We start from the raw sequence: 24649 nt of genomic DNA on the forward strand, positions 1-24649 counted from the left end.
TGGTCGGCGACGACCTCGTCGACGATGGCCGGGTCGCAGATGTCGCCCTGGACGAACCGTAGTCGGGGGTCGTCGCGGACGGGGTCGAGGTTGGCCAGGTTGCCCGAGTAGGTCAGCTTGTCGAGCACGGTCACGACCGCCGGCTCGAGTGGCGGCACGCCCTCGGCGCTGCCGAGGGGCTTGCCCAGCAGCAGGCGAACGTACTCCGACCCGATGAATCCGGCTCCGCCGGTGACGAGGATCCTCACGGGTCCGAGAGTCTACGCCGGCCGACTGGCGGCGACGGCAGGTGTTTCGGCATTATCGGTTAGGGCCGCCCGGGCGATTGCAGGTGTAGCTGCCTTCGGGTAGAAAGTGCCAGCGAAGTACGACTCGTCGTGCCCGCACGTATCGCATCTATGGGGGGCGAGTGAACGGCGTGTCGCTGGTCAATACTGCTCGGCCATCGTCGGGTCCCGGCACGAAACCATCGCCCGGCCGCCGTGCACTGGGGCTGTTGCGGCAGCTCTTCGCACCCGAACGGCTCTACATCGGCGCGCTCGGCCTGACCGGGCTGGCGGCGGTGCTGTCGGTGGCCCTGCCACCCGCGGAGCGCGGTGAACTGTCCGCGAACATGGTCAGCGCGACCCTCGGTGCCGCCGTCGGCGGCCTGTCCCTGGACACCTTCCTGCTGTCCCGTCCGGGCGGCTGGGTCTTCTCCCGGGGACGCCCCTGGGTCCTCGCCATGCTGGGGGCCTCGGTCCTCCTCTCCATCGTCGCCGCCGCAGTGCTCACCACGGTGGCCGGGATCGGCAGCTACCTGGTCGGCATGGGTTCGGCGGCCGGTCTGACGATCTTCAACACCGTCTCGTCGATCGCGCTGCGCCAGAAGAGCTTCCTGGTCGTCTACGCGATGCGCGCGGCGAGCGGGGCGGTTCTGGTCGGTGGCTACGTGGCGCTGTACTTCGCCGGTCACCTGGACGGCGGCCTGTGGAGCATGGTGTGGCTGGTCGTCCAGTGGGTCAGCGCGCTGTCCGTGTGCGCCCTGGTGCTGCGGATGCTCCGCCGGATCGGGCCCGCACCACGGCCGGAGGCGACCGCGCTGGACTACCGCTCCGACCTGGTCGCCGTCGGCAACCTGCACCTGGGGATCTTCGCCCAGATGATGACGCTGCGGTTCAACCAGATCCTGGTGGCCAGGTTCGTCGGCGCCGGCCCACTCGGCGTGTACGCGCTGGCGGTCGCCGCGCTCGAGTTCGCACAGGCGGGTGCCGTCGTCCGGGCGCAGCGCATCCTGGCCAGCCGCGACGGTGACGGCGGCCCCGACCCCACCCGAGCGGTGGTCACCGCCGCGCTGCCGGTCGCGCTGGCCGCCGTCCTCGGGCTCGGTGTGCTCGGCTACCTCCAGCCGGAATACCGGTACGCCTGGATCCTCGGCCTCGTTCTGCTGCCCGGCTCGCTGGCCACCGCGGCCGGCAAGAGCTGGAGCGCCCTGCTGCTGAAGAGGCGGGGCGAGCGGGCCACCACGGTGGTCGCACTGATCACCCTCGGCTTCGCGATTCCCGCATACTTTGCGATCATCCCGTGGGCGGGTGTGATCGGGGCGGCGGTCGCCTCGACGCTCGCCTACGCCGTACACGCCTTCGCCTCCAGAGCAAGCCTGCGACGAGCGCAGTCGCCGAATCATGGGACGGTTTGACATGGATGTCTCGATTGTTGTTCTCGCCTGGGAGGATTTCGAGCGCACCCGCGCCTGCGTCCTGTCGCTGCCGGCGGAAGCGGAGATCGTTGTCGTCGACAACGGCAGCTCGATGCACATCCAGGAGTCGCTGAGCGCGTTCTGCGCCGAGCAGGGTGTCACGTATGTCCAGTCCGGCTCGAACCTCGGTTACGCGCGGGGGATGAACCTCGGCGTGCGCCACACCAGCCGGGCGAACGTGATCCTCTCCAACAACGACATCATCGTGCACGAAGACGCCGTGACCCGGCTGCTGACCGCCCTCGAGGACCCGAAGGTGGGCGCTGCCTTCCCGGGCGTGGTCACCCCGTCGGGGGTGTCGCAGACGGAGGGCGGTCGCTTCCTGGGCCTGGGCGTGGGTCTCGCGCACGCCACCGGGCTGAGCTTCGTGCTGCCGAACCTGCGGATCGTCGCGCCGCCGGAGAAGGCGGACTGGCTGACCGGCCCCTTCGTGGCCATGCGCCGGAGCACCTTCGACGCCATCGGCGGCGTCGACGAGACCTCGTTCTTCTACTCCGAGGACATGCGGCTCTGCTGGGCCGTCCGTCAGCAGGGCCTGCGACTGGCGTACGTGCCGGAGGCCGTGATCATGCACGAGGACGACGCGACCGCGAAGCGGCGCTGGTCCGAGGAGGAGATCTCCGAGCGCCGCACCCGCGAGTTCATCCGGGCGAGCAAGGACATGGGTGGCCGACGCGGCCGCATCGCCACGACGGCGTACGTGGGCGGGGTGCTGCTGCGCGCCGCGGTGGGCGCGAACCCCGTTCGCCGCGCCATCGCCAAGGGCGCCGTTGAGGGGCTGCGTACCTCGTGAAGGTGTTGTTCGTCTGCACCACGGGTGGCTCCGGACGGCGGCAACTCGGTGGTGCCGAGCGCATCCTGACCGAGATCATCCCGGCGCATGCCCGAACGGGCCTGGAGGTCATCGCCGCCACCTCGGACGACGAGGTCGGCCACGCGCTGCGCGAGGCCGGGGTGCCGTGGATCGGGCTCAGCGCGACAAGTCGGATCGACCTCGCGTACGCGCGGGAGATCCGCCGCCTGGTCAACGAGGTGCAACCAGACGTGGTCTGCGCGCACCTGCTGTCCGCCGCCATGCACTGCCGGGCGGCATTGAGCATGGAACGCCGGCGGACCCCGCTCGTCGTCACCCTGCACAACAGCCTCTGGCAGTACCGGGACACCGCCGGGTCGTTCCAGCAGAAGGCGCTCATCCAGTCCAACATCACGCTGGACCTGGCCATGCGTCGGGCCCGTCCCCACGCGACGGTGGCGGTCTCCGAGTTCGAGGCCGCCGAGCTGCGCGACCGTGGCGGTGTCAAGAACATCCACCTGATCCCGAACCCGCTGCCGGCCACCTGGCCCAGCCCGAAGCCGGCACTCACGCCGGAGCCGGGTCGACGGCCGGTGGTCGGCTATCTCGGCCGGCTGGAGAAGGAGAAGGGGGCCGACCTCCTGCCCGAGATCGCCGCTCTCCTCCCGGAGGTGGACTTCAAGGTCGCCGGGGCGGGCTCGATGGTGCTCGACCCCCGGCCCAACCTCGACCTCGTCGGCCGGGTCGTCGCCGCGGACTTCCTCCAGGAGATCGACTGCCTCGTGGTGCCGTCCCGGGTCGAGTCGTTCGGGCTCAGCGCCCTGGAGGCGCTGTCCCTCGGCGTACCTGTGGTGCACACCGGGGCCGGCGGCCTGGCCGAGGTCACCCGCCACGCCACCGGCACCCTGGCGTTCCAGGCGGACCTCGCGCCCGCCGCGCTCGCCGGCGCCATCCGGGACGCCCTCGGCCGCCGTGCCGTCGACGAGGGGCAGCAGGTGGCCGAGTGGTACGCCCAGGAGTATGCCTTCGATCGGTGTGTCGAGCGGTGGCAGAGCTTGTACAGGTCTCTTCTGTGACCACAACAACCAGGACCAGCAGCCCCACCCTTTACCGGACCCTGGTGCCCTGGGTGGTGGCGGCCGTCATTGTCGTGGCGGTCTTCCTCTGGGACACCGAGTTCGGCGTCGCCGCCGCCTTCCTCGCCGTGGCGGCCCTGATCTTCCGTGCTCACACGTGGCTCGCCATATGCACGGCCGCCTGGGGCTTTGTCTTCCTCGCCGTCCTCACCATTCCGGGGCCGTACGACTCTCCGGCCGGTCGCGCCGCAGTGCCGATCTTGGGGATCTACGCGGCCTGGTTCCTCGCCGCCTGGTATTTCGGCCGTCGACTGGCAGCCAACAAGCGTCGCCCGGAACAGTCGACGGTGACCGAGAACACCGTCGTCATGCCGGCCGTCGCGACGGGGTCCGCGGTCACCGTCGTCATGCCAGCCGTCGCGACGGGGTCCGCAGACACCGTCGTCATGCCAGCCGTCACGACGGGGTCCGCAGACACCGTCGTCATGCCAGCCGTGACGACGCGTCCGCCGATGGACCGAGCGGGTGTCGAGTCGGCTCGGGCCGAACTGCGCTGGCCCGCCGAAAGTCGGCTCCGGGCCTTCGTACTCTTTCTCCTTCTGCTCTCTCTCATCGGTGCGGCGTTGAAGTTCCGCGGTGAGGTACCGCCGCTGTTTGCCGACAACCCGGACGCCGCGCGCGAGGCGGTACGGCTGCGCTCCAACCTCATCACCGGGCTGTTCTCGGAGTTCTGGGGGATTGGCTTGGCGATCTCGCTGCTTCGCGCGCTAACCGGGAAGGCGGAGGGACGGTGGACCTACGTCGTCTTCGTCGTTATCTTCGCGTTCGGCGCGGCGCTGGGCGCGAGCAAGAACTCCGTTCTACTGGGAATCGTGCCGCCGCTGGTCGCCGCTCTCTCGGTGCGCCGATCGGCGACCATCAGCCGGAAGAACCGGCTGCGGGTGTCGCTCGTGGTGCTCGTGATCGGAGCTGTCGCAATGGGTGCGGCAGTCTTCCTCGGCGGCCAACGGACGCTGGCCGGCACCGGGCAGTTCGAGGACCAGTTCCGAGCGCAATATGGCGCCAGCCCGTTGTATGCCAGTGTCGGGTCGCTGGACCTGTCGCTGAGCAGTTCCGTCGAGACCTTCGGTCGGTTGTGGCAGGTGCGCGAGCAGCACCCGCCGACCTGGGGCCGATACACCTTGACCTTCACGGGTTCGTTGGGCGATCGCCTGCTCGGTCCGGCTGACATCTACAAGATCACCGCGCGCCTGAGCAAACCGTTCTACATGAACACCGCAACGTTCGTGGCCATACCTCTGCTCGACTATGGGCCGATCGGCGCGGTGCTCTTTCTCTCAGCGTTGGGCTTCTGCGTCGGGGTCGTCGATCGGCGGCTGACATACACGTCAAGCCCTGCCCACCAACTGACCCGGGCGTTCGTGATCTACTTCGCGACTTTTGGTGTCTACGAGTTGTATCCCGTGGTGCAACCCTTCTGGCTGGCTCTCGCCCCTGGCCTCGTTGCCCTTTACCTGCTTAGCAAACCGATGAGGTGGATCCCAGAGTGGATGAAGCGCTGACAGTCGTCACCGTTCTCTACCGTTCGAGCGACATGTTGACCCAGACGCTGCCTACCTGGGTACGCAGCGCCGAGGGCCTTCCGGTGCGGTTCATCTTCGCCGACAACTGGCCCGAGGACGGCTGCGAGAAGGTTGTTGCCGGTTGGCTGGACGAAGAGCGGTACGAGTACCTTCCCGACTCCTCGAATCCGGGGTTCGCGGCGGGCTGCAACCGCGCGGTCGCGGCCGCGAGGACGAACCATGTGCTGCTACTCAACCCAGACGTGTGGCTGCCCGATGACGCGCTTGCGCGTGTGTGCGCCGCCATCGCCGAGGACCCCGGCACACCGATCGCGGTTGGTCTGGCCATGCACGGTGGGGAGTACATCGGCATCGACGTCAATCCGGTCTCGCTCTTCATCGACAGGACCGCCACCGCAGCGCGGGGACCACTGGGTCCGTCGGGGGGCGCCGCCGTCTTCCCGACCGAACTGTTCCACCAGTTCGGGGGGTTCTACGAGCATCTATTCGCCTGGGGCGAGGACGCTGACCTGGCTTACCGTCTCTACGCATCGGGATACCGGACCCGCGCGCTCGATCTCGTGCTCCCCCACGCGGGTGGGCACAGCGTCGAGGGCGACAACAAGCTCCAAGGCTTTCGTGCCTTCCTGCTGGCCCGAAACCGACTTCTGGTCGCGGCCCGGGTCTTCACCTGGCCGCTGATGCTCCTCGCCATGCCGGTACTGGCCCTGGCGCACCTCGCGCTCGCCGCCCGACGTGTCCGTCAAGGCCTGCTGTGGCCGTTCCTCCGTGGCGTCGGACGTGGCCTGCTGGAGAGCCCGGCCGCCCGACGGCAGTGGAACGGCAAGCGATTCGGCTTCGCGTCCCTGTACAGCTACCTGACAGTTCGGAGAGCATGATGGCAGGACACCAGTGGAGTGTCGTGACGGTCACCTACAACTCGGCGGACACGCTCCGCAGGTGCTGGCGGGGAGCCAAGCCCTACGAGTGGATCGTCGTCGACAACGCCTCCTCCGACGACTCGGTCGCGGTGGCGGAGGAGTTGGGTGCCCGGGTCATTCGCCTGCCGGAGAACGTCGGCTTCTCGAAGGCCAACAACGTCGGCGTGCGCCAGGCGGCGGGCGAATACGTGGTATTCGCCAACCCCGATCTTGAGATCGACCCGGACGGTCTCGACGTGCTCAAGCGGCACCTCGACGTCCACGGCGGTCTGGTGGCTCCTCAACTGCTCGCGACTGACGGCACTCCCCAGCCCAACGGGCGCGGTTTCCCCTACGCCACCGCCAAACTGGGCAACCGGAAGATCTGGCCGCTGTCCCGGATGCACGCGACCTACCGGGTGGTGGCGAACCCCGGTGAAGCGGTCTACGTCGCCTGGGCCATGGGTGCCGCAATCGCCGTCCGCACCGCCGACTTCATCGCCATGGGCGGATGGAACGAGCAGTTCTTCCTCTACTACGAGGACCACGAGCTCGGTCTGCGGGCGTGGCGGCACGACATGCCCGTGGTGCTGCTCGGCGACGTGCGGTGGACCCACCACTGGGCCCGTGCGACGAACTCGTTCCAGTGGTCGCGTGCCCACACTCTGGAACTGCAGAGCGCCAAGACCTTCTTCAGTCTGTTCCCTGAATTCGTCATCGGGTTGCCGTCGGCCTCCCGGCGCAACCCGCAGGCGGCACGCCTGATCGGTGCCCCGGTGCCCACGCAACGACGCACGGGTGAGTCGCTGCCCACGCCGGGTCGTCAAGCAGGGGCCAGCTGACGGCACCCTGCTCCACCTCGACCGGCACGGCAGGCCCGGTCGACACCGCAATTCGCACCCATCGACGATGTCGTCGGGGGAAAGCATGGTCGTTTCGCACTCTGGATGGAAAATGGCGTGGTCGGACAAGTCGTACTTGAGAACGTGACCCCATCGGACGTCCCAGCGGCGCCGACAACCAGGCGCCGCCCCACCTCCGCGGACTGGATCGCCATTGGCGTATTGCTGGCCCTCGTCGCGGTGGTCCACGACGTCAAGACGATGCTCACGGCGTCGTACTGGCTCGACGAGGCGTGGGTGGCGCTCTCGGTCCGGCTCCCGCTCGGCGACCTGCCGGTGACGACCGCGTCCACCCCGATCGGGTGGACCCTTCTGCTGCGGCTGGTGCCGGACGCCGACTACCTACGTGTGGTGCCGCTTGCTTTCCTCTGCCTGGGTGTCGTCGCCGCGTACGGGCTCGGGCGGTTGCTGCGGTGGCCGACTCGGTGGCTCGGAATTGTCGCAGGCTTCGTCTGTGCCATGGCGGTCCTGCTCCTGCCGGCGCAGCAGGTCCGTCACGACCTCAAGCAGTACACAGCGGATGCCGCCGTCACGGTGGCCCTGCTCGCTCTGGGCGCTTGGACCGAGCAGACCTGGTCGCGGAGACGGCTTGGCGTGGTTGCGGCCGTGGCCGCCACAGGCATATTCGTCAGCCACGTTACCGCCATCGCCACCCCCGCCGTGTTCGGCGGGTTGTTGCTGGTCACCGCGCTGCAACGCCAGTGGGCGCGGCTCCGGGACGTCGTGGTGGCAGGGCTCGGCGCGATGACTGTCATCGTCGCCGTCTACTTCGGTATCTCCGCGCGGGGCAACAATGACGCGATGCGGGAATTCTGGGTCGGTAGTTTCCCGACCCTGACCGAGTTGCCCGGCTACCTCAGCCGGCAGATCGACGACCTGGCCCCAATGCTTGGCGCGTCCGCTCTGGTCGTCGGCGGGCTGTTCATCGCTGGTGTCGTCACCCTCGCCTGGCAGGGCCGCCCCGCGTCGGCGATCGCGGTGCTTCTGCTGCCGGTGGCGGTGACAACGCTGGGGGTCGGCAAGTTCTATCCGCTACTGGAGCTGCGTACCTCGCACTTCCTGCTCGTCGCGACGGCTGCGGTCGCCGGCCTCGGTGTCGCCGGACTGGCTTACGGGATGGCCGCGCTCGTTGCCCGCGGGGTTCCTCGCGTGCCGTCGACAGTCCTTACCGCGGCGATCTGCGCCGTCCTGCTCATGATCTTCGGCATCAACAACGGCCGCTGGTACCGGTTCGACGGTAACGACCCGGGGTTCTACTTCACCGCTATCGGCGTGACGGACATCCGTTCGGCGACCGAATACGTGAACAGCCATCGGTCGTCCAACGATGCCATCGTCATGAACGACCTGGCGTGGTACGGCTTCGCGTACTACTCGCGGTCCGACAAGGTCAAGCTTGTCGCACCAGCCGACAACACCGTCGGCTGGCAGGTCGAAATGCCCACCCGGTCCGACGTCATCGTGATTCCCCACCACGACATCGCACTCATACACGCCAAGATCGATGAGGCGCTGGCATTGGCATCACAGCGGGGTGGCGGGCGCGTATGGCTGATCCGAACCCACGTGATGTGGGAGACGGAGGACTGGCAGAAGGTGTTCGCCGACTACCGGGTCGAGCAGGTTACCGATGGTGTGGAACCGGTCCTGCTGATCAGCAAGAGGTGACCAACCCGGCACCGAAGATTCACCGCGCGCCAGGGCGTGGGTAAAAGGCTTCTGGTCAAGCCCGGGTGGGAACCAGCGGCGGTTCGGCAAGGCGGAGATTCGTCCAGATATCGATGATGCATCCGGGCGAATCTCCGCCTTCGGGCGGGCTTACCGGATCTTGTAGATGAGGAATGTGGCAGCCGGATAGCGGACTGTCTCGCGAAGTTCCAGACACGGCTCGTTGAGCGCCGTCGCTGTCACCAGGTACCGGACCTGATGCTGCTGGAGGAAGCTGCCGCACGGTTCGGTGGCGACCTCGAAATGGTCGGGCGTCGGCAGCTCGAAGGTAGTCGGTGAGTCGCGGGCGGGGTCCCGATCGAACACGAACCAGACGTGGGCGTAACGGTTGTAGACCGCGTCCTGCTCGCCCTGCTCGTCTGCGGTCCGCCAGAGATCCAGCTGAGGATAGGCGTAGACGCCGGACAACGAGCGGGCGCCGCTCATCGAGGCGAAGCTCTGAATGCCTCCCACATCGGTCACCCAGGCGGCGCCGGGGTCTTCGGCATGGATGGTTCGGATCGACTCCGCCAGCGGCGTGCGGGTCAGTGCTGCGGTGCCGCGGTAGAGCGGATGGATGAACACCGTCATGGCAATCGAGAAGGCCAGCAGGACGGATGCGGCCCAGGTGAAACGCTGACGAAGCAGCAGATACACGACCAGCGGAACCGGGATGATCGACAAGAGGAAGCCGCGCGACTGCATGAAGCCGGGAAATGCCCGCTGCACGTGCAGGCTGAGCAGCACCTGAACGAGCAGGACGACGAGGGCGTATCCGACGACGACCTTGAAACCCGGCTTGGTCGATCGCTCGTCCTGCAGCCGACGGACGACCAGCACCACCCCGATGACACTGAGCAGACCGATGCCGACGAGCAACCGCGCGTGCGGCACCAGGTTGAGGAACAGGATCTTGCCGACAAGGTCCAGATGGGGGACGGACAGCCAGACCAATGCGCCTAGAAGCGTGAGACTGGCGAGCAGCAGCGGCCAGTCAATGGCCCGCTGGGCGCGGTACAACAGGTACAGCAGGATCATGCTGGGCACTACCAGGTACGGGAATACGAGCAGGAAATTGGAGTTCTCGCTCTGATTGTCCATGACCTGGTAGAGCTCGGCCTTCTCGGCGAACTGCAATCCGAAGCTGGTGTGCCCGGAGAACAGGTGCAGCAGATCGAAACCACCGCTCTCCACGACACGCTTTCCCGGATAGACCGTGCTCTGCATGGTGTCGATGACGGTCAGCCGGGTCGCGATAAACGCACCGATCACGGCACCCGCAACCGCAAGCGATGCGGCGACGATACTCAGCTGCCGCAGCAGCAGTCGGCGCTGTAGTACACGGCCCTGCTCGATCAGGTAGCCGATGGCGAACGGCGTCACCGCCAGGACGCAGGCGATCTGGAACGGCGGGTAGAGCACGAGCGCGAAGCAGGTGAGCAGATAGGCCAGGAGCGCCCCCCAGGCAACTGTGACGAGCAGCCGTTTCGAACGCACCAGAAGAATCAGCACCGTAGCTGCGAACAGGGCGTAGTACATCGACGACAACGTCACGTACTGGTACCACCACTGAACGAACGGACTGAAGAACAGCGCCAGGGAGAGCCCGGCGGCAAACCATCGTTGCCTGGGCATCAGAGCCAGCACGAAGAAATAACAACTCAGGATGAGCAGATAGCCCATCAGCCACCATTTGAAGGCGAAAGCAAAGTCGAACGGCAGCACCAGAAAAGCCAGGTTGTGCGGCTTGAAGGCGACCGACCACTCCTTGTACGGGACGTCCCTGACCAGGGAGACATCCTCGCCTTCCTCCCCCATGTTCGGGTTGATCTGGGGGTAACCGGCCGCGTCCTGGGCGACGGTCATTTGAGTGTTGACGTTCCACTCGTCTGACCGGATCCCCTGCGGACTGTTGAACAGGAGGGCCGGGTCCTGCTGTGCGCCGTACAGCATGTTGTGGACCATGCCCATTGAGGACCCGTTGATTTGCAAAGCCGTCAGCCCCAGCAACGCGACAGTCAACAGAGCCGGGAAGAGCCAGATGCTACGGACGAATCTCCCGCCGGCGCGGGTGGCCCGGCCACGGAGACCAGTGATGTCGTTCATCAGTACCATTCTGTTCAAGGGGTGAGGGCATTGCGCGGTCAGCTGCAGGAGCCCGTGCTGCCTCCTCGGCGCAAGACCCCGTAGTCAGCGCGGCGGCGCTCCTGGGCCGTTCGCAACGCCCAGGCCGACCAGGTAGTAGTTGTGCCAGAGCCTCAGCTGTGCCGACGCCACATGTCGCGCAGCGCGTCCCAGTTGCCCGCGATGCCGACCATGCAGGGAGTCTCGAGAACCATTACGGCGTTGGAGTCGTCCCGGTCCCACCAGACACCGCAGTATGCCTGGCCCTCGAACAGGAAGCCGTACTCGACGTAGCTACCAGGCACACCCGTCACGCCGCCCGTCGTGCGGGTCGCCTCCCGGACTCCGGGGGCGAACGCGTTGGCAGTGCGGCCGAGTTCTTCACGCTGCGCTCGCGCCGCGATCTTCAGGGCTTCTTCCCGGAACAGCGAAAAGTGCACCTGCAGTGCGCCGTTGGGGCAGAAGACGTGGCCCTCCTCGTTCTCCGGCAGTGCGGGGCCGCCGCGACCGTAGACCACGCAGCCGCTGACCTCGGCCAACCAGAGGTCGCCCATCTGCGCCAACTCGCCGGTGAACTTCGACTTGTTGATGGAGAGCTGGGTCGCCTGATAGGGCGGGAGGGAGGCGGTTGCGGGGGGCGGCGGCTCGTCCGAGTCGCCACGTCCACCGAGGGCGTACCCCGCGACACCGGCGACGAGGGTGAGCGCCAACCCGCCGACGACGAGCCAGATCCAGCTCACGCCTCTCCGGACGACCTGGACCGGTGCGATCCGCCGGCCGGACATCCCGAACGGTTCCCGGTCGAGCGGGACCGGCACGCCGGACGAGGGTGCCGCCGAGACCGGCTGGGACGACGGCCCGGCCCACGGTGCCTGCGCGTACAGGGCGACCTGCTGGGTCGGCTCCGCAAGCGCGCCGGAGACGTCGCCGCCCGTCGGGGCCTGCCCCGGGCCGCCGGTCGACACGGGGGTGCCGCTGACCGGGGTCACGGAGGCACCGAGCGGCATTGTGGCGTCGTCAGCCCGGTAGTCCTGCTGCAGGAGCCCGAACAGGCGCTCCGGCACGTCCGGCTGGTCGCCCTCGTACGCCGCCCACGGGTTCGTCGAGGACAGGTCGGCATCCGCGTAGGGGTGACCGCCGGGTGCCTCGGACAACATCCTGACGGCCTGGGCGAACGCCTCCCGCCAGCGTGGGTCAGCCGCCGCCGGCCCGTCGAGCAGGATGACAGTCGCGGGTCGTTCCTGCCCGTCGACGGCGGACCACGCCTTTCCCACCAGAGACCCGCCGAGCACACGGGTGAACCTGTAGGGATTTTCCGGCTGCATGTGCGCTCCTCGGTCGTTTCGCCGAGCGGATACTACCGATCACCTCTGAACGCGGACTGCCCCGTCAGGACGTGCTCTCGACCACCCTCCGGACGGCGCGCAAGCGTGCCGGAACGGCGTCGGACGCCGCCTTGCCAGGTGAAAGATTTGATGCATAGAGTCGGCCTGTGAATGAAAGTGGTGCGCAGGGCACCGAACTGCTCGACCTGTTCGACGGGGTGCGGCTGACGCCCACCCAGCGCCGAATCGCGCACTGCCTCGTGCAACACGCGCCCGCCGTGGCGTACCTGTCCGCCGCCGAGGTCGCCGAGCTGGCCGGGGTCAGCCAGCCGTCGGTCACCCGGTTCGCCGTCGCGCTCGGCCACGACGGCTACCCGGCGCTGCGCCGCCGGCTGCGCCACCTCACCACCGCGACGCCGGGCGGGTCGACGGACGCCGGCAACGAGCTACAGCAGGCGGTACGCGCGGAGATGGGCAACCTGGACCGGCTGGCCGGCCAACTCGCCGACCGGGACCGGATCGCCGAGACCGGACGGTTGCTGGCCCGGAGCCGACCCCTACCGGTGCTCGGCCTGCGCGCCGCCGCACCGCTCGCCGCGTACTTCGCGTACTTCGCGGCGAAGGTGCACCCGGACGTCCGGGTGCTCGACGACGGCGGCAGCCTGCTCACCGACCGGCTGGAGCAGGCCGCCGAGGCCGGCGCGTCCGCAGTGCTCGCCTTCGTCCTGCCCCGCTACCCCCGGGAGACACTGGACGCGCTCCGCGACGCCCGCGAGGCCGGGCTGACAGTGGTGGCGATCACCGACTCACCGGTCAGCCCGGCCACCGAGTACGCCCACGTGGTGCTGCCGGCGGCGGTCGGCGCGCAGCTCGTCTTCGACCTGCACACCGCCCCGATGACGCTGGCCATGGTGTTGTTACAGGCGATCTGCGACGCGGCACCGGCCGACACCCAACGCCGACTGGAGGCGTTCGAGGCCTCCGCGGCCCGCCGACAGTTGTTCCGCGGATGACCGGAGGAGACCCGAGATGACCCAGCCCGTCCGTGCCGCACGGGGCAGCCAGCTCACCGCCCGCGGGTGGCAGCAGGAAGCCGCCCTGCGGATGTTGATGAACAACCTCGACCCGGAGGTGGCCGAGCGCCCCGACGACCTGGTCGTCTACGGCGGCACCGGCAAGGCGGCCCGGGACTGGCCGTCGTACCACGCGTTGGTCCGCACGCTCACCGACCTGCGCGAGGACGAGACGATGCTGGTGCAGTCGGGCCGCCCGGTCGGGGTGATGCGCACCCACGAGTGGGCCCCCCGGGTGCTGCTGGCCAACTCCAACCTGGTCGGTGACTGGGCGACCTGGCCCGAGTTCCGCCGCCTCGAACAGCTCGGCCTGACCATGTACGGGCAGATGACCGCCGGTTCGTGGATCTACATCGGCACCCAGGGCATCCTCCAGGGCACCTACGAGACGTTCTCCGCGGTGGCCGCCAAACTCGCCGACGCCCGCGGCGACGGGCAGGGGCAGAGCGGCAGCACACTGGCCGGCACTCTGACGCTGACCGCCGGCTGTGGTGGGATGGGCGGCGCGCAGCCCCTCGCCGTCACCATGAACGGCGGTGTCTGCCTGATCGTGGACGTGGACCGCACCCGCCTGGACCGTCGCGTGCACGACCGCTACCTCGACGAGGTCGCCGACTCCCTGGACGACGCGATCGCACGGGTCCGCGCGGCGAAGCGGGAGCGGCGGGCGCTGAGCGTCGGTGTGGTCGGCAACGCCGCCGAGGTCTTCCCCGAGCTGCTCCGCTGGGGCGTCGAGATCGACGTCGTGACCGACCAGACCAGTGCGCACGACCCGTTGGCGTACCTGCCGGTGGGGGTCGAGCTGGCCGACGCCCGGGACTACGCCGCCGCGAAGCCTGCCGAGTTCACCGACCGGGCCCGGGCGTCGATGGCCGCGCACGTCGAGGCGATGGTCGGCTTCCTGGACGCTGGAGCCGAGGTGTTCGACTACGGCAACTCGATCCGGAGTGAGGCGCAGCTCGGCGGCTACCAGCGCGCCTTCGACTTCCCCGGCTTCGTGCCCGCGTACATCAGGCCGTTGTTCTGCGAGGGCAAGGGTCCGTTCCGGTGGGCGGCGCTCTCCGGCGACCCGGCCGACATCGCGGCCACCGACCGGGCCATCCTGGAGCTGTTCCCGGAGAACGAGTCGCTGGCCCGGTGGATCAGGCTGGCCGGTGAGCGGGTCGCCTTCCAGGGTCTGCCGGCGCGGATCTGCTGGCTCGGCCAGGGCGAACGGGACCGGGCGGGGGTGCGGTTCAACGACATGGTCGCCTCCGGTGAACTCTCCGCGCCGGTGGTGATCGGCCGGGACCATCTGGACACCGGCAGCGTCGCCAGCCCGTACCGGGAAACCGAGGGCATGGCAGACGGCTCCGACGCGATCGCCGACTGGCCGCTGCTCAACGCGCTGGTCAACACCGCCAGCGGCGCGTCCTGGGTGTCCATCCACCACGGCGGTGGCGTGGGCATCGGCCGGTCGATCCACGCCGGTCAGGTCTGCGTCGCCGACGGCACCCCGCTGGCCGGTCAGAAGATCGAGCGGGTGCTCACCAACGACCCGGCGATGGGCGTGATCCGGCACGTCGATGCCGGCTACGACAGCGCCCGCGAGGTGGCCGAGCGCACCGGCGTCCGCATCCCGATGGCTGAGGGCGTCGACTCGTGACCGACGACCTCTCCGCCCGGTTCCGGGCCCTGTGGGACGAGATCGCGCCGATCGGGCGGGACGCCCACAGCGGCGGCTACCTGCGGTACGCGTTCACCGAGCCGGAGCAGAAGCTGCGTGCCTGGTTCCGGGGGCAGGCCGAGCGGCGTGCGATGCCGGTCACCGAGGACGGCAACGGCAACCTCTTCGCCCACTGGGGTGACCCGGAGGGCTCCGACGCAGTGCTGACCGGCAGCCACTTCGACTCGGTGCCGCACGGCGGGGCGTACGACGGGCCGCTCGGCATCGTCAGCGCGTTCCTCGCCGTGGACGAGCTGCGGGCCGCCGGGGTGGCCCCGGACCGGCCGCTTGTCGTGGCCGCCTTCGTGGAGGAGGAGGGGGCGCGTTTCGGCGTACCGTGCCTGGGGTCGCGGCTGCTCACCGGGGCGCTGTCGCCCGAGCGCGCTGCCGGCCTGCGGGACGCGGCCGGGGTGAGCTTCGCCGAGGCGTTCGGCGGGCAGCCGGCGGGCGCCCGCCCGGAGCTGCTGGGCCGGTTCGGCGCCTTCGTGGAGTTGCACGTCGAGCAGGGCCGGGCGCTCATCGACACGGCCGCGCCGGTCGCGGTGGCCAGCGCGATCTGGCCGCACGGCCGGTGGCGCTTCGACGTGGCCGGCGAGGGCAACCACGCGGGTACGACAGGGATGGCCGACCGCCGCGACCCGATGCTCACCTACGCCTTCACGGTGCTGGCGGCCAACAAGGAGGCCCGGCTGCGCGGCGCGCACGCGACAGTGGGACGGGTCGCCGTAGAACCCAACGCCACCAACGCGATCCCGTCGAAGGTGACCGGTTGGCTGGACGCGCGGGCCGCCGACGAGCAGACGCTGTCCGGTCTGGTCGAGGCGGTGTGGGGCAAGCTCGCCGAGCGGGCCCGTCGCGACGGTACGGCGGTGACCGTCACCGAGGAGTCGGCGACGCCACTCGTCGCCTTCGACGGCGGGCTTGCCCAACGGCTGGCCGCGCTGCTGGCCGCACCGGTGCTGCCCACCGGCGCGGGGCACGACGCCGGAGTGCTCGCCGCGCACCTGCCCACCGCGATGCTGTTCGTCCGCAACCCGAGCGGGGTGTCGCACTCCCCCGCCGAGGCGGCCACCGACGACGACTGCGCCGCCGGGGTGCGGGCGCTGGCCAGCGTGCTGCGGGAGCTGACATGCCACTGAACGAGGTGGCGAGCCGGTCGACGGACGGCACGGATCTGCGGCGGTTCCGGCCGCCAGGGTTCCGGCCGCCAGGGTTCCGGCCGCCAGGCCTCCGGCCCAGCCGGGGTCGACACCTGGTGGTGACGTCCTTTGGAGCTGATGTCGCAAACGCATCAAACCCAACCCCGCCATCGACCCAGCGGCAGACGCAGCGGCAGCGGCAGACGCAGCGGCAGCGGCAGCGGCAGACGCAGCGGCAGCGGCAGACGCAGCGGCAGCGGCAGACGCAGCGGCAGCGGCAGCGGCAGCGGCAGACGCAGACGTCGTGGCCGGTGCGGCCGATGCCAGCGCCACTATCGCGGCCCGCGTCGCGGTTGATGTCGCAAACGATTCAGCTCCAAAGGAGGCGAGGAGCATGACCGCGACCCGCTGGCTCGCCGAGTACGCGTGGCTGCCTCAGCACGCCGAACCGACCCCCGACGTGCTGATCGAGGTCGAGGACGGCCGGATCAGCGCGGTGACGCCGCTGACCCCCGGCAGTCAACCGCGAGCCGGGGTCGAGGTGCACGCCGACGCCACCCGGCTGCCCGGGCTGACCCTGCCCGGCCTGGCCAACGTGCACTCGCACGCCTTCCACCGCGCGCTGCGCGGGCGCACCCACGGCGGTCGGGGCGACTTCTGGGCCTGGCGGAATCAGATGTACGCCGTGGCCGACCGGCTGGACCCGGACACCTACCTCGCCCTGGCGCGGGCCGTCTACGCCGAGATGGCGCTGGCCGGGATCACCTGCGTGGGCGAGTTCCACTACCTGCACCACCGGCCCGACGGCGGCGCCTACGACGACCCGAACGCGATGGGCGCGGCGCTGGTGGAGGCCGCCGCGCACGCCGGGATCCGGCTCACCCTGCTGGACGCCTGCTACCTCACCGCAAGCGTGGACGGTCAGGCCCTGACCGGGCCACAGCGCCGTTTCGGTGACGGCGACGCGGCCCGCTGGGCCGAGCGGGCGGCGGCGTTCCAGCCGGCGGACGCCCACGTCCGGGTCGGCGCGGCCGTGCACTCGGTACGGGCGGTGCCGGCCGACCAGCTCCGCACCGTCGCCGACTGGGCCCGGGAGCGGCGGGCACCGCTGCACGTGCACCTCTCCGAGCAGCCCGCCGAGAACGACGAGTGCCGGGCGGTGCACGGGCGCACGCCCACCGCGCTGCTCGCCGAGCACGGCGTGCTCGGGCCGGACAGCACCGCCGTGCACGCCACCCACCCGACAAGTGCCGACCTGACAGTGCTCGGCGACAGCCGGACCGGGGTGTGCCTCTGCCCGACCACCGAGCGGGACCTCGCCGACGGGATCGGCCCGGCCCGCCGGATGGCCGACGCGGGGATCCGGCTGAGCCTGGGCAGCGACAGCCATGCCGTCATCGACCTGTTCGAGGAGGGCCGCGCTGTGGAGTTGGACGAGCGACTGCGTACCCGCCGGCGAGGCCACTTCGCGCCAGTCGACCTGCTGACCGCGGCCAGCGTCAGCGGGCACGCCGCGCTGGGCTGGGCCGACGCCGGCCGGATCGCCGTCGGCGCCCGCGCGGACCTGGTGACGGTACGGCTGGACACCCCCCGCACCGCCGGGGTGCCCGCGGTGGGGGCGTTCTTCGCGGCCACCGCCGGGGACGTCGAGCACGTGCTCGTGGACGGTCGGGTGGTGGTGGCCGAGGGCCAGCACCTGAGCGTGGACGTGCCGGCCGAGTTGGCCGCCGCGATCGAGGCGGTGACAACCCGGTGAACGCGAGGAATGAGCCGATTCTGCGAGCCCCGCAGTCGCGAACGGAAGGAGGCCCCGCGTGAGCGGCAGCCTGCTCGTCGACAACATCGGGGAACTGGTCACCAACGGCCCCGGCACGCGCCCGCTGGGCATCCGCCGCGACGCCGCAGTGCTTGTCGAGGAGGGCCGGGTGGCCTGGGTCGGGTCGTCCGCGACCGCGCCGGCCGCCGACCGGCGGCTCGACGCGGGTGGGGCCGCCGTGCTGCCCGGCTTCGTGGACAGCCACGCCCACCTGGTCTTCGCCGGGGACCGGTCGGCCGAGTTCGCCGCCCGGATGGCCGGTGAGCCCTACACCGGCGGCGGCATCCGCACCACTGTCCGCGCGACCCGGGCCGCCAGCGACGACGAGCTGCGGGCCACAGTGCGCCGGCTGCGCGGGGAGGCGCTGCGCCAGGGCACCACCACCATGGAGATCAAGAGTGGGTACGGGCTGACCGTCGCCGACGAGGCCCGCTCGTTGCGGATCGCCGCCGAGGTCACCGAGGAGACCACCTTTCTCGGCGCGCACGTGGTGCCGGCCGAGTACGCCGACCGTCCGGACGACTACGTCGGACTGCTCTGCGGGCCGATGCTGGCCGCCGCCGCTCCGCACGCGAAGTGGATCGACGTGTTCTGTGAGCGGGGTGCCTTCGACGTGGACCACGCCCGGGCCATCCTGGCCTGCGGGCAGGCCCTCGGGCTCGGTGTGCGGGTGCACGCCAACCAGCTCGGCCCCGGGCCGGGCGTACAGCTCGGCGTGGAGCTGGGCGCGGCCAGCGTGGACCACTGCACCCACCTGTCCGACGCCGACATCGACGCGCTCGCGTCGAGTCAGGTCGTCTGCATGTGCCACGAGGGCCCGCACACCACCACAGTCGCGACCCTGCTTCCCGGCGCCGAGTTCTCCACCCGCTCGCCGTACCCGGACGCCCGCCGGCTGCTCGACGCCGGTGTCACAGTCGCGCTGGCGACGGACTGCAACCCCGGCTCGTCGTACACCTCGTCGATGGCGTTCTGTGTGGCCCTGGCGGTCCGCGAGATGCGGATGACCCCGGCGGAGGCGGTCTGGGCCGCGACCGCCGGCGGCGGGCGGGCCCTGCGTCGCGACGACATCGGCGTGCTCACCCCCGGCGCGCGGGCCGATCTCGTGATCCTGGACGCGCCGTCTCACCTGCACCTGGCCTACCGGCCCGGGGTACCCCTGATCCGCCAGGTAATACGCAACGGAGTTCCGCAATGACGAACGTGACAATCCACCCCACCGGGATCACCGCGGACGACGTGCTGGCGGTGGCTCGCGGCACCGCCACTGTCGTCCTGGCCCCGGCCACCATCGAGGCGATGGCGACCAGCCGGGCCATCGTGGACGGCATCGAGTCGTCGGGCCGGCCCGTCTACGGGGTCTCCACCGGGTTCGGGGCGCTCGCCAACACCTTCATCGCCCCGCAGCGGCGGGCCGAGCTGCAACACGCGCTGATCCGCTCGCACGCCGCCGGGGTGGGTGCCCCGATGCCACGCGAGGTGGTCCGGGCCATGATGCTGCTGCGGGTCCGGTCCCTCGCGCTGGGTCGCTCCGGGGTCCGGCCGCTCGTCGCGGAGGCCCTTGTCGACCTGCTCAACCACGACATCACCCCGTGGGTGCCGGAGCACGGCTCGCTCGGCGCCTCCGGTGACCTGGCGCCGCTTGCGCACTGCGCGCTGGTGCTGCTCGGCGAGGGTTGGGTGCTCGGCCCGACCGGCGAGCGGCAGGACGCGGCCGACGCGCTCACCGCCGCCGGGCTCAAGCCGATCGAGCTGGCCGCCAAGGAGGGGCTGGCGCTGATCAACGGCACCGACGGCATGCTCGGCATGCTGCTGCTGGCCAGCCACGACGCGGCGCACCTGTTCGCCATGGCCGACGTGACGGCCGCGCTGGCCATCGAGGCGATGCTCGGCTCCGAGCGGCCGTTCCTGCCCGAGCTGCACGCCATCCGGCCGCATCCCGGTCAGGCGGCGTCGGCGGCGAACATCCACCGGCTGTTGCAGGACTCCCGGGTGATGGATTCGCACCGCGACGACCTGGCGCACGCCGTGCAGGACGCGTACTCGATGCGGTGCGCCCCGCAGGTGGCCGGCGCCGCCCGCGACACCCTGGACTTCGTCCGTACGGTCGCGGGCCGGGAGCTGGTGTCCGTTGTGGACAACCCGGTGGTGCTGCCGGACGGGCGGGTCGAGTCGACAGGTAACTTCCACGGCGCACCGCTCGGCTTCGCCGCGGACTTCCTCGCCATCGCCGCCGCCGAGGTGGGCGCGATCGCCGAGCGGCGGGTGGACCGGCTGCTCGACGTCACCCGCTCCCGCGAGCTGCCGGCGTTCCTCTCCCCCGACGCCGGAGTCAACTCCGGGCTGATGATCGCCCAGTACACGGCGGCCGGGATCGTCGCCGAGAACCGTCGGCTGGCCGCCCCGGCCTCGGTGGACTCACTGCCCACCAGCGGCATGCAGGAGGACCACGTCTCGATGGGCTGGGCGGCGGCGAAGAAGCTGCGCACCGTGCTTGACAACCTCACCAGCCTGCTGGCGGTGGAGCTGCTGGCCGGCGTGCGCGGTCTGCAACTGCGTGCTCCGCTGGAGCCGTCCCCGGCCGGCCGGGCGGCCGTCGCCGCGCTCGGCGGCGCGGCCGGTGAGCCCGGCCCGGACGTGTTCCTCGCCCCCGTGATGGAGGCGGCCCGTGCCGTGGTCGCCGGCCCGGAGCTGCGTGCCGCCATCGAACGGGAGGTCGGCCCGCTGGGCTGAGCTCCGTCAGGTAGCTGTCGTCCGCCGCGGGTCAGGCGGCGGACGACAGCACCTCACGCACGTCAGGCGGCGGGCGGCAGCACCTTGGCGACCAGTTTGGCCAGCTCGCGAAGCGCCTTACCCCGGTGGCTGATCGCGTCCTTCTCCGCCGGGGTCAGCTCGGCGTTCGTCCGGTCCTGTCCGTCGCCCAGGAAGATCGGGTCGTAGCCGAACCCGCCGTCACCGCGCGGAACGCGCAGCACCCGCCCCGGCTGCCGACCGTCGACGAGGTGCTCCTTGCCGCCGGGCAGCACCAACGCCACAGTGCAGACGAACGAGGCGGCGCGCTGCTCGTCGGGCACGTCGGCGATCTGGTCCAGCACCAGCTGGAGGTTGGCCCGGTCATCGCCGTGCCGGCCGGACCAGCGGGCGCTGAACACCCCGGGCATCCCGTTGAGCGCGTCCACCGCGAGCCCCGAGTCGTCGGCGATGGTCGGCAGCCCGCTCTGCCGGCAGCCCTCCCGCGCCTTGATCAGCGCGTTCTCGCCGAAGGTCAGGCCGGTCTCCGGCAGTTCCGCGTACTGCTCGACGTCGTCAAGCCCGAGCAGGGCGATCCGCTGCGCGCCGAGCGCGCCGTCCAGGATCCGCTGGAGCTCCACGAGCTTCTTACGGTTACGGGTGGCGAGCAGGACCTTGTTCATGAGAGAGCCTTCCGCTGGGCTTCGGCCAGCTCCGCGCACCCGGCCACGGCCAGGTCGAGCAGGCTGTCGAGTTGGTCGCGGGCGAACACGCCCGCCTCGCCGGTGCCCTGCACCTCGACGAAGTCACCCGCGCCGGTGCAGACCACGTTCATGTCCACCTCGGCGGCGACGTCCTCCTCGTAGCAGAGGTCCAGCCGCGCCTCCCCGGCGATGATGCCCACGCTGACCGCGGCCACCGACCGGTGCATCACCTTCTCCGGCTTACCTGCCAACGCCTTGCGGCCGGCCAGCCAGTTCACCGCGTCGTGCAACGCGACGTACGCGCCGGTGATCGCGGCCGTGCGGGTGCCACCGTCGGCCTGGAGCACGTCGCAGTCGAGCACTATCGAGTTCTCGCCGAGCGCCTTGAGGTCGATGCTGGCCCGCAGGCTGCGGCCGACCAGCCGGGAGATCTCGTGGGTACGGCCACCGACCCGGCCCTTGACGCTCTCCCGGTCGGAGCGGGTGTTGGTGGCCCGGGGCAGCATCGCGTACTCGGCGGTCACCCAGCCGAGGCCGGAACCCTTGCGCCAACGGGGCACCCCCTCGGTGACGCTCGCCGTGCAGAGCACCCGGGTGCCGCCGAACTCGACGAGCACCGAGCCCTCCGGATGGGTGCTCCAGCCTCGGGTCAGGGTCACCGGTCGAAGTTGATTGGGCCCTCGCCCGTCAGGTCGCGCCATCCCTGCACCCTATGCGGTGCGCTGATCCACCTCGGCCGGGGTGTCCCCGAGAAGTGGCCGCGCCGTGTACCCGGAGGATTCCGGCGACCGCCGCCGGCCAGCCGAACTCCTCGGCCCGCAGGCCGACGGTGGGGCAGGGGCGCGGTCGCGCGAACCGGGACCCGGTGCGTCAGATGTCGTAGCTGGCGCCGGGGCGGACCACGTCGATCGGTCCGGTGTACGCGGCCGCGGCCGACTCCAGGGTGTGCGCCTCGCTGCCCCAGGCCGCCACCAGATGGGTGAGCAGCAGCCGACCCACCACCGCCTTGGTCGCCGCCTCGCCGGCCTCCCGGCCGGTCAGATGCAGATCCGGCGGATTGTCGACCCCGTCGAGGAAGCTCGCCTCGCAGAGGAAGGCGTCGACGTTCTGGGCCAACCGCAGCAACGCGTCGCAGGGCGCGGTGTCCGACGAGTAGCACAGCGACCGACCGTCGTGCTCCAGCCGCACCCCGTACGTCTCGATCGGATGGTTCACCCGGTCGACGGTGACCGTGAACGGGCCGATCGGGAAGGTGCCCGGTTCGAGCGCGTAGAACTGGTAGACGTCCTCCAACGGGCCGTCGTCGTGGTACGCCGCGCTGAGCTGTTCGGGAGCACCGGAGGGCGCGTACATCGGCAGGGCGGGGTGGGGGCCTTCCGGGGCGTACCGGCGGACCACCACGTACGTCACGGCGTCCTGGATGTGATCGCAGTGCAGGTGGGTCAGCAGGATCGCGTCCGGGGCGTGCAGCCCCGCGTACCGCTGGAGGCTGGACATCGAACCGGAACCGAAGTCGACAAGCAGCCGGAAGCCGTCAGCCTCGACGAGATAGGCCGAGCAGGGCGACTCGGGGCCAGGAAAACTGCCGGCGCACCCAAGGACTGTCAGTCGCATCGAGTGGTCTCGCTGTCACTATCAGTAGCACCCGCGCCGGCGATGGTCCCGGCCATGATCTCTACCGACGCCTGCGTCACGCTGCGCAGCCTACGCTGGCGCAGGCGGCAGCAAGAATCATCCGCTGGAAGGTGTCACGAACGTGACACCCGCTCGCGGTACGCCGGCAAGCGGACGGGCCGCCGACAAAATGTCGACGGCCCGTAGTCGGCAGACCGAATCGGTCAGGCCCAGAGCTGCCCCTCCAGGGCGTCCTCGGCATCGGCGAGCGTGCCGCCGTACGCGCCGGTGGACAGGTATTTCCACCCACCGTCGCAGACCACGAAGGCCACGTCGGCCCGCCGGCCGTCACGCACCGCCTCGTGCGCCACCGCCAGCGCGGCATGCAGGATGGCACCTGTGGAGAAGCCGGCAAAGACGCCCTCCACCTCCACGAGTTGGCGGGTACGCAGCACCGCGTCCCGGGTGCCGACCGAGAACCGCCGGGAGAGCACCGAGGCGTCGTACAGCTCCGGCACGTACCCCTCGTCGATGTTGCGCAGGCCGTAGACCAGCTCGCCGTAGCGCGGCTCGGCCGCCACGATCTGAATGCCCTCGACCTTCTCCCGCAGGTAGCGCCCGGTGCCCATCAGAGTGCCGGTGGTGCCCAGCCCGGCCACGAAGTGCGTGATGCTGGGCAGGTCGTGCAGCAGCTCCGGCCCGGTCGTCTCGTAGTGCGCCCGCGCGTTGGCCTCGTTGCCGTACTGGTAGAGCATCACCCAGTCCGGGTGCTCGGCGGCGATCACCTTGGCGGTGGCGACCGCCTGGTTGGAACCACCCGCCGCCGGCGAGAAAATGATCTCGGCGCCGTACATCCGGAGCAGCTGGACCCGCTCGGTGGACACGTTCTCCGGCATCACGCAGACCAGCCGGTAGCCGCGCAACTTGGCGACCATCGCCAACGAGATACCGGTGTTGCCGCTCGTCGGTTCGAGGATGGTGTCACCCGGCCGGAGCCGGCCGGCCTCCTCCGCCGCCCGGACCATGAACAGCGCGGCGCGGTCCTTGATGCTGCCGGTCGGGTTCCGGTCCTCCAGCTTGGCCCAGAGGCGCACCGGCGGCGCCCCGTCGGACACCGTCGGGGAGAGCCGGGGCAGGCCGACCAGCGGCGTGCCCCCGCAGGCGTCGAGCAGGCTGTCGTACCGCGCCATGGCGGCCGGCCTCAGCGAGCCGCGACGGTGCCGCGGACCAGCACGTCGGCGGCGCGGTGCGAACCGGCCGCCGCGGCGCTCTGCGAGCTGATCGCCGCCGCCGCCGCGCTGTGCGAGCTGATCGCCGCCGCCGCGGCGCTGTGCGAGCTGATCGCCGCCGCCGCGGCGCTGTGCGAGCTGATCGCCGCCGCCGCGGCGAAGCCGAACGCGCCGCCGGCCACGGCGGGCAGGATGGTGACGCTGTCGCCCTCGGAGAGCTTGGCGTCCAGGGCGCCGAGGAAACGGACGTCCTCGTCGTTGACGTAGACGTTGACGAAGCGGTGCAGCGTGCCCGCCTCGGTGATCAGCCGGCCCCGCAGCCCGCCGTGCCGGGAATCCAGGTCGGTCAGCAGCTCGGCGAGGGTGTCGCCGGCGCCGTCGACGACCTTGGCGCCGCCGGTGTAGCTGCGCAGGATGGTGGGGATGCGAACCTCAATGGCCATGATGTCGAACTCCTCGATCGGGTGTGCCTACGGTGACGGGACAGGACGA

At 70.3% G+C, this 24649-nt stretch carries 20 protein-coding genes and 1 pseudogene; 13 read left to right on the forward strand and 8 right to left on the reverse strand.

The features are described from left to right. A partial coding sequence (locus AB0B85_RS08375) for an NAD-dependent epimerase/dehydratase family protein (RefSeq protein WP_357404946.1) occupies positions 1-248 on the reverse strand: 248 nt, incomplete at its 3' end. Positions 249-496: 248 nt separating this feature from the next. On the opposite strand from AB0B85_RS08375, the gene AB0B85_RS08380 reads away from it, so the two are divergent. The 7 genes from AB0B85_RS08380 to AB0B85_RS08410 all read left to right on the forward strand — a co-directional run bounded on the left by AB0B85_RS08380 (position 497) and on the right by AB0B85_RS08410 (position 8659). Next, positions 497-1678 carry a hypothetical protein gene (locus AB0B85_RS08380; RefSeq protein WP_357404948.1) on the forward strand — a complete coding sequence of 394 codons (1182 nt, stop codon included), beginning with the start codon at positions 497-499 and terminating at the stop codon, positions 1676-1678. 1 nt (position 1679) lies between these two features. Then, entirely contained in the window at positions 1680-2531 is an 852-nt protein-coding gene (locus AB0B85_RS08385) for a glycosyltransferase family 2 protein (RefSeq protein WP_357404950.1), read from the forward strand. Continuing rightward, entirely contained in the window at positions 2528-3607 is a 1080-nt protein-coding gene (locus AB0B85_RS08390; protein WP_357404952.1) for a glycosyltransferase family 4 protein, read from the forward strand. The genes AB0B85_RS08385 and AB0B85_RS08390 overlap by 4 nt, the downstream gene beginning before the upstream one ends. Continuing rightward, positions 3604-5169 carry an O-antigen polymerase gene (locus tag AB0B85_RS08395; RefSeq protein ID WP_357404954.1) on the forward strand — a complete coding sequence of 522 codons (1566 nt, stop codon included), beginning with the start codon at positions 3604-3606 and terminating at the stop codon, positions 5167-5169. The genes AB0B85_RS08390 and AB0B85_RS08395 overlap by 4 nt, the downstream gene beginning before the upstream one ends. Then, positions 5154-6068: a glycosyltransferase gene (locus AB0B85_RS08400; RefSeq protein WP_357404956.1), complete on the forward strand. Its 915-nt coding sequence runs from the start codon at positions 5154-5156 to the stop codon at positions 6066-6068. Before AB0B85_RS08395 ends, AB0B85_RS08400 begins: the two co-directional genes overlap by 16 nt. Next, positions 6065-6931, forward strand: coding sequence for a glycosyltransferase family 2 protein (locus tag AB0B85_RS08405; RefSeq protein ID WP_357404958.1), 867 nt, complete (start codon positions 6065-6067; stop codon positions 6929-6931). The genes AB0B85_RS08400 and AB0B85_RS08405 overlap by 4 nt, the downstream gene beginning before the upstream one ends. Before the next feature lie 222 nt (positions 6932-7153). Next, positions 7154-8659, forward strand: coding sequence for a hypothetical protein (locus AB0B85_RS08410; protein ID WP_357404960.1), 1506 nt, complete (start codon positions 7154-7156; stop codon positions 8657-8659). 150 nt (positions 8660-8809) lie between these two features. Here the strand turns inward: AB0B85_RS08410 and AB0B85_RS08415 are convergent, their stop codons facing one another. Both AB0B85_RS08415 and AB0B85_RS08420 read right to left on the reverse strand, forming a co-directional pair. Next, complete coding sequence (locus AB0B85_RS08415) at positions 8810-10804, reverse strand: hypothetical protein (RefSeq protein WP_357404962.1); 1995 nt, start codon at positions 10802-10804, stop codon at positions 8810-8812. A gap of 152 nt (positions 10805-10956) precedes the next feature. After that, positions 10957-12147 carry a hypothetical protein gene (locus AB0B85_RS08420; RefSeq protein ID WP_357404964.1) on the reverse strand — a complete coding sequence of 397 codons (1191 nt, stop codon included), beginning with the start codon at positions 12145-12147 and terminating at the stop codon, positions 10957-10959. 167 nt (positions 12148-12314) lie between these two features. Here AB0B85_RS08420 and AB0B85_RS08425 point away from each other — a divergent pair, with 167 nt between their 5' ends. The 6 genes from AB0B85_RS08425 (at position 12315) to hutH (ending at position 20613) form a co-directional block, all read left to right on the forward strand. Continuing rightward, positions 12315-13160, forward strand: coding sequence for a MurR/RpiR family transcriptional regulator (locus tag AB0B85_RS08425; RefSeq protein ID WP_357404966.1), 846 nt, complete (start codon positions 12315-12317; stop codon positions 13158-13160). A 16-nt stretch (positions 13161-13176) separates the two neighbouring features. Beyond that, positions 13177-14865, forward strand: coding sequence for a urocanate hydratase (hutU, locus tag AB0B85_RS08430; protein ID WP_357404968.1), 1689 nt, complete (start codon positions 13177-13179; stop codon positions 14863-14865). Further along, entirely contained in the window at positions 14862-16064 is a 1203-nt protein-coding gene (locus AB0B85_RS08435) for an allantoate amidohydrolase (RefSeq protein WP_357404970.1), read from the forward strand. The genes hutU and AB0B85_RS08435 overlap by 4 nt, the downstream gene beginning before the upstream one ends. Before the next feature lie 394 nt (positions 16065-16458). Then, complete coding sequence (locus AB0B85_RS08440; RefSeq protein ID WP_357404972.1) at positions 16459-17820, forward strand: formimidoylglutamate deiminase; 1362 nt, start codon at positions 16459-16461, stop codon at positions 17818-17820. A 58-nt stretch (positions 17821-17878) separates the two neighbouring features. Beyond that, the gene (hutI, locus tag AB0B85_RS08445; RefSeq protein WP_357404974.1) at positions 17879-19078 is read left to right on the forward strand and encodes an imidazolonepropionase; all 1200 of its coding nucleotides are present in this window, start codon (positions 17879-17881) and stop codon (positions 19076-19078) included. Next, positions 19075-20613, forward strand: coding sequence for a histidine ammonia-lyase (gene hutH, locus AB0B85_RS08450; protein WP_357404976.1), 1539 nt, complete (start codon positions 19075-19077; stop codon positions 20611-20613). The genes hutI and hutH overlap by 4 nt, the downstream gene beginning before the upstream one ends. A 62-nt stretch (positions 20614-20675) precedes the next feature. Here the strand turns inward: hutH and rdgB are convergent, their stop codons facing one another. The 5 genes and pseudogenes from rdgB to AB0B85_RS08475 form a co-directional block, all read right to left on the reverse strand. After that, the gene (gene rdgB / locus AB0B85_RS08455; protein ID WP_357404978.1) at positions 20676-21293 is read right to left on the reverse strand and encodes an RdgB/HAM1 family non-canonical purine NTP pyrophosphatase; all 618 of its coding nucleotides are present in this window, start codon (positions 21291-21293) and stop codon (positions 20676-20678) included. Next, complete coding sequence (rph, locus tag AB0B85_RS08460; protein ID WP_357404980.1) at positions 21290-22015, reverse strand: ribonuclease PH; 726 nt, start codon at positions 22013-22015, stop codon at positions 21290-21292. Before rph ends, rdgB begins: the two co-directional genes overlap by 4 nt. Positions 22016-22184: 169 nt before the next feature. Beyond that, the gene (locus tag AB0B85_RS08465) at positions 22185-22928 is read right to left on the reverse strand and encodes an MBL fold metallo-hydrolase (protein ID WP_357404982.1); all 744 of its coding nucleotides are present in this window, start codon (positions 22926-22928) and stop codon (positions 22185-22187) included. Between the two features lie 224 nt (positions 22929-23152). Further along, complete coding sequence (locus AB0B85_RS08470) at positions 23153-24118, reverse strand: pyridoxal-phosphate dependent enzyme (RefSeq protein ID WP_357404984.1); 966 nt, start codon at positions 24116-24118, stop codon at positions 23153-23155. A 182-nt stretch (positions 24119-24300) separates the two neighbouring features. Beyond that, positions 24301-24600, reverse strand: a pseudogene (locus tag AB0B85_RS08475) (MoaD/ThiS family protein); the annotation flags it as partial. Positions 24601-24649: the final 49 nt, after the last annotated feature.

It is taken from the genome of Micromonospora sp. NPDC049044 (assembly GCF_040649215.1).
Lineage (GTDB): Bacteria > Actinomycetota > Actinomycetes > Mycobacteriales > Micromonosporaceae > Micromonospora.

Coding starts and splice junctions, on each gene's coding strand:
- AB0B85_RS08420 (WP_357404964.1), bottom strand. CDS start 12,147: ATGCAGCCGGAAAATCCCTACAGGTTCACCCGTGTGCTCGGCGGGTCT.
- AB0B85_RS08385 (WP_357404950.1), top strand. CDS start 1,680: ATGGATGTCTCGATTGTTGTTCTCGCCTGGGAGGATTTCGAGCGCACC.
- AB0B85_RS08440 (WP_357404972.1), top strand. CDS start 16,459: ATGACCGCGACCCGCTGGCTCGCCGAGTACGCGTGGCTGCCTCAGCAC.
- AB0B85_RS08405 (WP_357404958.1), top strand. CDS start 6,065: ATGATGGCAGGACACCAGTGGAGTGTCGTGACGGTCACCTACAACTCG.
- AB0B85_RS08465 (WP_357404982.1), bottom strand. CDS start 22,928: ATGCGACTGACAGTCCTTGGGTGCGCCGGCAGTTTTCCTGGCCCCGAG.
- hutH (WP_357404976.1), top strand. CDS start 19,075: ATGACGAACGTGACAATCCACCCCACCGGGATCACCGCGGACGACGTG.
- hutU (WP_357404968.1), top strand. CDS start 13,177: ATGACCCAGCCCGTCCGTGCCGCACGGGGCAGCCAGCTCACCGCCCGC.
- AB0B85_RS08470 (WP_357404984.1), bottom strand. CDS start 24,118: ATGGCGCGGTACGACAGCCTGCTCGACGCCTGCGGGGGCACGCCGCTG.
- rph (WP_357404980.1), bottom strand. CDS start 22,015: ATGGCGCGACCTGACGGGCGAGGGCCCAATCAACTTCGACCGGTGACC.
- rdgB (WP_357404978.1), bottom strand. CDS start 21,293: ATGAACAAGGTCCTGCTCGCCACCCGTAACCGTAAGAAGCTCGTGGAG.
- AB0B85_RS08415 (WP_357404962.1), bottom strand. CDS start 10,804: ATGAACGACATCACTGGTCTCCGTGGCCGGGCCACCCGCGCCGGCGGG.